Genomic DNA, 8,966 nt, shown 5'->3' on the forward strand with positions numbered 1-8,966 from the left:
CTTAAAAGAAAGTCTCTTATCGAGGAAGATTATGAACAGTCCAATGTTTACCCGCACTTCAACTCAAGAAAGTGCTCTACAAACGAACAAAGTATTGCGTAATACTTACGCTCTACTTTCAATGACACTTTTATGGTCGGCAGTCGTTGCTGGCGTTGCAATGGCATTTAACCTTCCACATCCAGGTATCATCCTAATGCTGGTTGGTTTCTACGGCCTATTATTCTTAACAGAGAAAAACCGTAACAACAGTCTTGGCCTTGTGTTTACGTTCCTATTTACTGGCTTCTTAGGTTACACCGTTGGCCCTATTCTAAACATGTACATTGGTGCAGGCATGGGCGATATCGTATTAACCGCACTCGGTGGTACGGCACTATCTTTCATGGCAGCATCGGCATACGCACTAACAACGAAACGTGACCTATCGATGATGGGTGGCTTAATGCTATCACTATTTGTTGTGCTGGTTGTGGGCATGATTGCAAGCTTCTTTATTCAATCAACCCTCTTACACTTGGCGTTGAGCAGCTTGTTTATCATTTTCTCTACTATGGCGATCCTGATGACAACACAAAGCATTATTCGTGGCGGTGAAACAAACTACATCTCTGCGACAGTAACTTTGTATGTATCAATCTACAACATCTTCATCAGCCTACTAAGCATTCTAGGTATTATGAACGACGATTAATCGTTTCTCGTTAAGTAGAATAAAAAAGCCCGAAGGTAATTCCTTCGGGCTTTTTCTTTGTGTGCAATTCAGTGTATTACGCCTGCTCTACTGACAACTCGATAACTTCGTCAGCTTCTGGATTTTCTCTAAAGCGTCTCACTTTGATCGTTTCCTCTCCTAACATGATTTGCTTGGCGATTCGGTGCATACCGTCAAAAACACGATAGTCACTGGTTAAGATTACCGGATACGACAAATCAGCATTGTTGATTCGTCGGCAATGTTTTGCAATTTCACGGCAGGTTGGCTGTGGCCCTTCATGACTAAACCAAGTCACTTCATTTGGGCCTTTGATATCATCAATCGAAATTTCTTCTACAGGTAAGGATTCTGCAAGTTGCCAAATACGCTCGATGGACCAAGTGGATTTTACATTGTCATTAATCTCAATGTAACGTTGTTTCGACATGACTAACTCCTTGTCATCATTGTTGTTTCTAACCTGAATACAGGCTTTCATTAATCCAATGAGAATATCGGTCTATGAAAACAAACACAACGTTTAAGCTATTAATTCTCAAACAATCGCTATATCGCTTGTATGAGCGCTTTATAATCACCTCTCTCAGTTTGTAAACTGATTTCAAGGTATAACTTGTCTTAATTCAAACCGCGACTTCGCAATCGCTCATCAACTGATGACAAGAAGCAAAATACTCCAAACGCAACCCACCAATAACCGAACATCTTGAGCGCGGGCAACCAGACTACTGATTTACCAGCTACGCTAAAAAATATGTAGGCCGACATCATCGGTGTCACTAACATGACTCCCCAAGTCAAAAAAAGTAACGGCCCATAGATGTACTGCAACCAAGCATACTTCGGTTTTATAGGATTATGTTTTACAAATCCCGTCAGACATAGAAAAGAGAAAATGCTAAAGCATGCTTGCAGTACCGCCCATCCAATGGAAACGAAAAGATTCGACCACTCCATACACTCCTGCATTGCTCCGTGTTGTTGTTAAGCATGGGTGAACATAACGATTTTTTTCAATTTATTCTTTTGATTTAAAACTAGTTTATATTCGTTGTGATCGACTTATCTAAAACAATAAATATAACTGACAAATCAATCACACCAAGCGAATTGCATAACAATGCAAAACCACCGATATCAACCCCGAAAATTTTCTAACAACACGAATAAAAAAACAAACTTATGCTTAAAATATAATTTAAGAGTATTCAGTTATAGGCCACTACTTTGTACGCTTTTGATTCGCTCGATACGACTTCGAGATTCTTTTGTTGAGAACATTCTCGGCTGTCGCTAATCTATAAACATCCATGTTTACTTAACGGATAAAACGTTATGTTCGTTTACAACGGCAAAGAAATTGAAACGGATGCTCAAGGCTACTTATTGGATCATACTCAATGGGAAGAAGGTATGATTGAGCTTTTAGCAAAAGAAGAAGACATCGAGCTTACGGATGCTCATTTGGAAGTTGTGCATTTTGTGCGAGACTTTTATGAAGAGTTTAATACCTCCCCTGCAGTGCGTATGCTTGTGAAAGCGATGGAAAAAGCGCACGGCCCAGAAAAAGGTAATAGTAAGTATCTATTCAAGCTGTTTAAAAAGGGGCCAGCCAAACAAGCAACCAAATTAGCCGGCCTACCAAAGCCAGCTAAATGCTTGTAGATTCATAAAATTTTAAAACCGCGTAACGGCTTATACGACGCAGGCTCCTGCATCACATGCTCTACTGTTGCCGTTCGCGGTCCTTCTTGTAACCATTTCGAAAACGCAACTATTTGCGCGTCTGTTCCACACGCCATCACTTCAACATCACCATTGTTTAGGTTCTTCGCATAACCTGTTAACCCTAGCTTCAATCCTTGATGGGAAGTATGGTAACGAAAGCCCACGCCTTGAACATGACCTTTTACTATAAATCTCTCACACTTTACGTTCATCTTTGTACCGCTTCTTTTTACTGAGTGATATATTCTTTTCGTCTATTCACCCCACTAAGGATAGTGGGTTTTTGCACGGTTATTATAATTATGAAAGAAATTCCATTCCGCTGGATTGATAAGTATCTCATTCACTTAAAGATTCAAGAAAAGTTCTATTTGCTCTTCGTTCTCCCTCTTCTTGCTTTAGTCATTCTCACTCTCGTCCTTAATAGCGCGGCTAATACACTGATCTCAAGTATGTACCAAGAAGAGCTCATGCTTATGAAAGGTCTGATAGAGGCAGGCAATCTTTCTCAATCTCAAGTAGCAAGCCTCATAGCGGGTTCAGAAACCGTTTCTATTGGCTCTGGTCCGCAATCCGTGTCTGTTTTAAATGGTGCGTACAGTTTGGTTGCGAACCATGAACTTTCTTTATGGACTGCCCTATCAACGACTCAAGTGAGCATCATCTGTGTGAGCTTGTTTATTCTCGCTCTTGGTGTTTACTACATCATGACGTTTATTGGCGGCGCGATGTTCACGATGAACAAAGCATTAAACACTCTTGCTGGTGGCGACTTAACTGCGAGAATGAACTTCTTCCCTGTTCGCGACGAGTTTAGTGAAATTGCTATTACGATAGACAAAGTTGCAGAACGAGAGCAACAAATGGTGCTGTCGATTCAAGAGTCTGTGGCGTTAATGCAACAAATTAGCTCAGACCTGAATCAATCGATTCATCACAGTTCAGATATTTCAGCGACTCAGCAGGAACACCTCAACTCTCTTGCGAGTGCAACTGAACAGATGGCATCAACGATTCGAGAAGTCGCGACACTAGCTCACGATTCAAGCACGCAAACCGATGATGCACGTAACGTGGCTCAGTCTGGACAAGTGAAAGTTGAGAATACGCTTCACTCGATTTCGAACCTCTCTAATGAGATTCAATCTGCGTCTCAAGCAGTAGCGGAGTTAGATGCTAATGCCGCACAAATTGATGAAGTCGTGACAACCATTAATGGGATTTCCGAGCAAACTAACCTACTTGCATTGAACGCAGCCATTGAAGCAGCACGTGCTGGAGAACAAGGTCGTGGATTTGCGGTCGTTGCGGATGAGGTTCGCGCTCTTGCGGGACGCACTCAGCAAGCGACAGTTGAAATCCAAACGATGATTGAATCGTTACAGCGTAACAGCCAGTCGCTTACTAAGCTGATGGAAGTGACAGTTAATAATGCAAATGAGGGACAAAACCTCATGACGGAAGTGAATCACGAAATCGGCTCTTTGGCAGATAAAAATCAAACTATCTCCGACAGTAGCATTCAAATTGCAACAGCAGCTGAAGAGCAAGGTGTAGTCGCGGACAATATCGCCTCAAGCGTTGAAGAAATTCGAGTTCAAGCAGATAACGTGTGCAATATGATAAGCACGACTTCACAAAACGTTGATCAACTGCGTAAGCAAAGCGACACAATGGAGTCGCTACTGACTGGACTTAAAGCATAGCAACGGAATCTGTTACAGCAAATTCAAATAAAAGGGTCACTTTAGTGACCTTTTTGTATTTAAAAGTCACTACAATGTACTGGATTGCCGAGGGATATTGCTTTTACCATTCACATCCCGGACAATACGCCCCTTTCAAAATTCAACAAGAGCTAATGAAATGACAGCTGCTATCTATTTGGTTAAAGGTCGTGAGAAATCGGTCAAGCGCAAGCACCCTTGGATCTTCTCTCGAGGCATCAACAAAGTTGAGGGCGAACCTGCTCTTGGCGAAACGGTTGATGTATTCACTCACGACGGTAAATGGCTAGCTAAAGCGGCATATTCGCCAGCTTCACAAATTCGTGCTCGTATTTGGAGTTTTGATAAAGAAGAAATCGACACCGCGTTTTTCGTTAAACGACTTAAAGACGCACAACTTCTTCGTGAAGACATTATCGAACGTGATGGCCTTACGGGTTATCGCCTTATCGCAGCAGAGTCTGACGGCTTACCAGGCGTTACGATCGACCGTTACCAAAATTTCTTTGTGTGCCAACTTCTCAGTGCTGGCGCAGAACACAATAAGCAGGCTATTGTTGACGCTCTGGTTGAGTGCTTCCCTGATTGTAATGTGTACGAGCGCTCTGACGTGGCCGTTCGTAAAAAAGAAGGTTTAAAAGAGAGCACGGGCGTCTTGCACGGCGAAGAGCCACCTAAATCAGTCGTCATCGAAGAAAATGGCGTAAAGATTAGTGTAGATATCGTTGGCGGACACAAAACAGGTTTCTACCTAGATCAACGTGATAGTCGCCAGCAAGCGATGAAATATATGAAAGGCAAAGAAGTTCTTAACTGCTTCTCTTACACAGGTGGCTTCGGACTTTACGCTCTAAAAGGTGATGCAAAGCGTGTGATTAACGCTGACGTGTCGCAACCTGCTTTAGATACCGCAAAATTCAACGCAGAGCTAAACGAGTTTGATATTTCGAAGAAGCGTGCCGTGTTCCTAAATGCAGACGTGTTTAAGCTGCTTCGTGAGTATCGTGATCAAGGAACTCAGTTCGATGTTGTGATCATGGACCCACCGAAGTTCGCAGAGAGCAAAGCACAACTAAACGGCGCATGTCGTGGTTACAAAGACATCAACATGCTAGCAATGCAAATTCTAAAACCGGGCGGCACGCTACTAACCTACTCGTGCTCTGGCTTGATGGATCAAGTTCTGTTCCAGAAAATCATCGCTGATGCAGCCGTAGATGCTAACCGCCAAGTAAAGTTTGTGGAGCGTTTTGAACAAGCCGCTGACCACCCAACCGATACCGCATATCCAGAAGGTTTCTACTTAAAAGGTTTTGCATGTAAAGTGCTTTAGGCTACGAATAAGTAAGACAAAGCAGAAGAAAAGGGCCTACTGGCCCTTTTTCATTATGGCTCTAAGTTAACCTTAGTTAGTGCGGATAACACATCTCTCTCAAAGTCCGCATTTCCCACGATTAAATCACTAAACTCTGTCGCCCCGTTTTCTATTACGATAGTTTGAATTGAGTTTCCATCGTTATGGGTTATTTCTAGAGATAAGTCATCGCCATCAATGTTCAAGTCAATACTATTGAGAAGTTCTTCTATCGTATTGTGCCCTGCATCTTCAACGACTTCACTCAGATCTAAGGTGTCCAAATCTCTCTCAAAACCTCTAATTAGATCTGTTCCTGTATCCAAGGAGTCGTTGACCCATTTAAAGACATCTGCCTCGTTATCATTACCGATCAAGATGTCATGACTTACGTCCACTTCAGCTTCAATAATATTTGCAGAGCCATTACTTGAAGCATTTACTCCTCCGTTTTCATCAATAACGAATTGCAGGGTGTTCTCACTTTGATCACCATCGTTATCCGTCAATACATAATCGAAGTCTAACGTTTCAACTGTATCACCCACCGCACCATAAAATGCATACGCACCGTCGTTTAAGTCGATTTCCAGAGTATGTTTGCTGTCGATATAGATAGTAAGCTGCATCGTTGTGTCGTCAAATGCATGCGAAATACCATCGTTATTTTCAGTTACTATTAGGTCTGAACCATCAAACGAATAAGTGACACCGTCATGTTCTATTTCGCTAATATAACCACCATCTGCACCAATACCTGTATCTGGAGAAGTGGTATACATCAAGTTCCCCCCAACAGGTTGAATCACTGACTGCAACATAACCGGAGGTAATTGAGTTACGTCAGGAACCACAACACCATCAAGGTCTTGATTCAAAAAGCCATCATATGCTACGCGATCTAATTGCTCCGGCATAAGATTAACGCCCATACCATACGCTAGGGCTGTTATCTGATTATCAGGATCGGTTAGGTGATCAATCCAACTCTGCTCGCGAGCGTCGTTTATAAATGATGACGCAGGGTTTGGCTGACCATCTGACAAGAAGTAACTAACATTCGACGCACTGGTTAACTTACCTACATCATCCCATGACTGTTTTGCTTCATTTAGCGCGTTGTTATAGTTAGTCGCGCCACCCGCAGTTAGCGTCTCAATATACGCTTTGGCCTCCTCGACCGTCAGCCACGTCGCAGCACCTATAGCGTAAGTGGATGCTGTACTGCTATAAGTAATAATTTGAACTCGCGTTTGACCGATAGACTCATATTGATTCAATAACTGAGTTGCCGAATCTTTCATTATCTGCAAGCGATTATCCGTTCGCATAGAACCCGAGACATCCATTATGAGCTGAACGTTGGCACTTTCTTTAGTTTCTGCAACTACATCGTGAATAATAGATGCAGAATCTGGTGAGTCATCTTCCACAATAACGTTGACCGTTGTGGAGTTAGTAAGACCACGAGCATTCGAGACAAGCACAGGCACCTCAATATTTAAGGTGTCTTCTCCAGATGGGTTGGAGTGATCAATCGGACCAAGAAGCTCCGTAGATACCACTCCAGTATCATTGACTGATATTTTGATAACCTCTTCACCGTTCGCTGAACCGATAAGCATTTGGTCGTTATTTGATAACGTCCACGTTACAGAGATACCGTTACTAGTAAGAGCTGTAGATGGTTCACTGAGCGTAACAGAATCAACGGTTTGACCCAGCGTCAATTGTTCTACATCAGTACTCGAGTCAGTTGTGTCATCAAAGCCGTTTAGAGCAGAGTCATCAGCAATGGCGTTGCTTAAGCCTTCCTCAGAAACGTTTAGTGTTACACCTTCTACAATTGGTGGGGCGTAAGGGTTGACAGAAAAGTACCCCGTTTTACTGTCGCCATCATTATCAGTAATAGTGTAGTTAAAATCGATATCCCCATCGCCATAAGGTGAGGTCAAAGGCAAGTATTGGAAGAACTCCCATTTTCCAGTGCTAGGTGTAAGTTGAACTTCGAATGCAAGCTCTCCATCAGCCTCTGCAATCAGTCTATTAGAGTTTTGTGGATCGACGTATATCAACACGTCTTTACCATCTAGAGTCTCTAAACCAGCCTCACCTCCATTTAAGACTATAGAACCAGGGCCATCAGCTCCATATACAGCACCGAGGTTCCCATCCGCACTAGCAATTGGCACGCCAGAGTACGCACCTGTAAAGGTTATTGATTTAACGGTAAAGTCACTGTTGTCTTCAGTATCCGGGCCATTGCCATTACTGGTCGCCTCGAGGATGATTTTATCAAAGCCTCCCTGTTGAACATTGAAATTTGCCGCGTAATCACCACTGCTTGCGTCAGAGCTGAACGATTGCTGAGCAATTAATACACCATCTCTATAAAAAGATGCGATTCCTTTCTCAAGTTCACCACCAAACATTTTCTCAAATTCTATTTCTGCTCCGTAAGCAACTTTATTGCCTAAGTCTATGATTAACTGCTCTGATACACCCTCATTACCCGCGAATCGATAATCGACTTCGTTTTCTAATTGGAAGCCGTTGTTACCAGAACTTTTAACGCCAATCCCTTCTGATGATTGATTGATTTCAGCTGTTCCCAGCATCACAGATTCGTCAGACACAAAACCGTTTGCAGTCACAACAACGTCCCCAAATGTTCGACTGGTTGCGTCTGCCTCACTTCCTGCAAAATCTATGCGCCCTGTCAGAACGTTAGGTGCACCAGTAAGCGACACATCGACGGGTTGAACAACCACAGGCACGTATGGGCAATCATCTTCAACGGCCACATTTAAGCTTTGAGATGTTGTTGTTTGTCCATCACTTACAGAAATCTGTAAATCAAAGTTGATGATGTCTTCCACATCATTAACAGGATGATCAAGTGGCTCAAACAGAGTGATAGTATAGTCCCAAGAACCTTGACCTGAAGCTGAAGGCTCGCTCAGCACAACAGTAGCAACAATGCTCAGGTGAGCAGTTTTCGCAGTCAGCGTTTGAGTACTGTTGTCCCACGTCCACGATATAGGCTCCCCTCCTGATGTTAGGTTGTTAGGGCCTGCCAATACCACTGAAACATTCGCCGTGTCTGGATCGGCAACTGTGAATGTTCCTGAGAAACTTGCGGAGTTAGTAGTGTCAGAAGGGGATCCTGTATTATCAGGGATACCATTAGCTAAACCTTCTTCCGAAACAACTGCATTCACAACATTTGAAATAGAAGGAGGAGCATCATTATCAATAATCGTCGCCGTACCCGTATCACTGCCTTGTACTGCGGCAATGCCGGTTACTGTCACACTGAAATCTTCAGGGCCTTCATAAACGGCGTCATCAATGGAAGCAATGCGCACATCAAATTCGGTTTGCCCAGCTGGCACCGTTACCACGCCATCGTTTGGTACTGCAACCCAACCGGAGCCTG

At 43.2% G+C, this 8,966-nt stretch carries 7 protein-coding genes; 4 read left to right on the plus strand and 3 right to left on the minus strand.

What is annotated here, in order from left to right:
- Positions 1-31 precede the first annotated feature (31 nt).
- Positions 32-694, plus strand: coding sequence for a Bax inhibitor-1/YccA family protein (locus IJ23_RS03245; RefSeq protein ID WP_025766607.1), 663 nt, complete (start codon positions 32-34; stop codon positions 692-694).
- A gap of 76 nt (positions 695-770) precedes the next feature.
- Here the strand turns inward: IJ23_RS03245 and IJ23_RS03250 are convergent, their stop codons facing one another.
- Positions 771-1,145: a chromosome partitioning protein ParB gene (locus IJ23_RS03250; RefSeq protein WP_033905333.1), complete on the minus strand. Its 375-nt coding sequence runs from the start codon at positions 1,143-1,145 to the stop codon at positions 771-773.
- Between the two features lie 908 nt (positions 1,146-2,053).
- Between IJ23_RS03250 and IJ23_RS03260 the strand changes: the two genes are divergently transcribed.
- Complete coding sequence (locus tag IJ23_RS03260) at positions 2,054-2,383, plus strand: TusE/DsrC/DsvC family sulfur relay protein (RefSeq protein WP_005377396.1); 330 nt, start codon at positions 2,054-2,056, stop codon at positions 2,381-2,383.
- Positions 2,384-2,385: 2 nt separating this feature from the next.
- Here the strand turns inward: IJ23_RS03260 and yccX are convergent, their stop codons facing one another.
- On the minus strand, positions 2,386-2,658 hold the full coding sequence (yccX, locus tag IJ23_RS03265; RefSeq protein WP_033905335.1) for an acylphosphatase: 273 nt from the start codon (positions 2,656-2,658) through the stop codon (positions 2,386-2,388).
- Between the two features lie 90 nt (positions 2,659-2,748).
- Between yccX and IJ23_RS03270 the strand changes: the two genes are divergently transcribed.
- Both IJ23_RS03270 and IJ23_RS03275 read left to right on the plus strand, forming a co-directional pair.
- Positions 2,749-4,152, plus strand: coding sequence for a methyl-accepting chemotaxis protein (locus tag IJ23_RS03270; RefSeq protein WP_033905337.1), 1,404 nt, complete (start codon positions 2,749-2,751; stop codon positions 4,150-4,152).
- A 160-nt stretch (positions 4,153-4,312) separates the two neighbouring features.
- The gene (locus IJ23_RS03275; RefSeq protein ID WP_025766603.1) at positions 4,313-5,506 is read left to right on the plus strand and encodes a class I SAM-dependent methyltransferase; all 1,194 of its coding nucleotides are present in this window, start codon (positions 4,313-4,315) and stop codon (positions 5,504-5,506) included.
- 53 nt (positions 5,507-5,559) lie between these two features.
- Here IJ23_RS03275 and IJ23_RS03280 read toward each other — a convergent pair.
- Positions 5,560-8,966: VWA domain-containing protein (locus tag IJ23_RS03280; RefSeq protein ID WP_033905338.1), on the minus strand; the 3,407-nt coding region annotated here is incomplete at its 5' end.

Origin of the sequence: Vibrio sp. OY15 (assembly GCF_000742455.1) — a bacterium.
GTDB classification, from domain to species: Bacteria; Pseudomonadota; Gammaproteobacteria; order Enterobacterales; family Vibrionaceae; genus Vibrio; species Vibrio alginolyticus.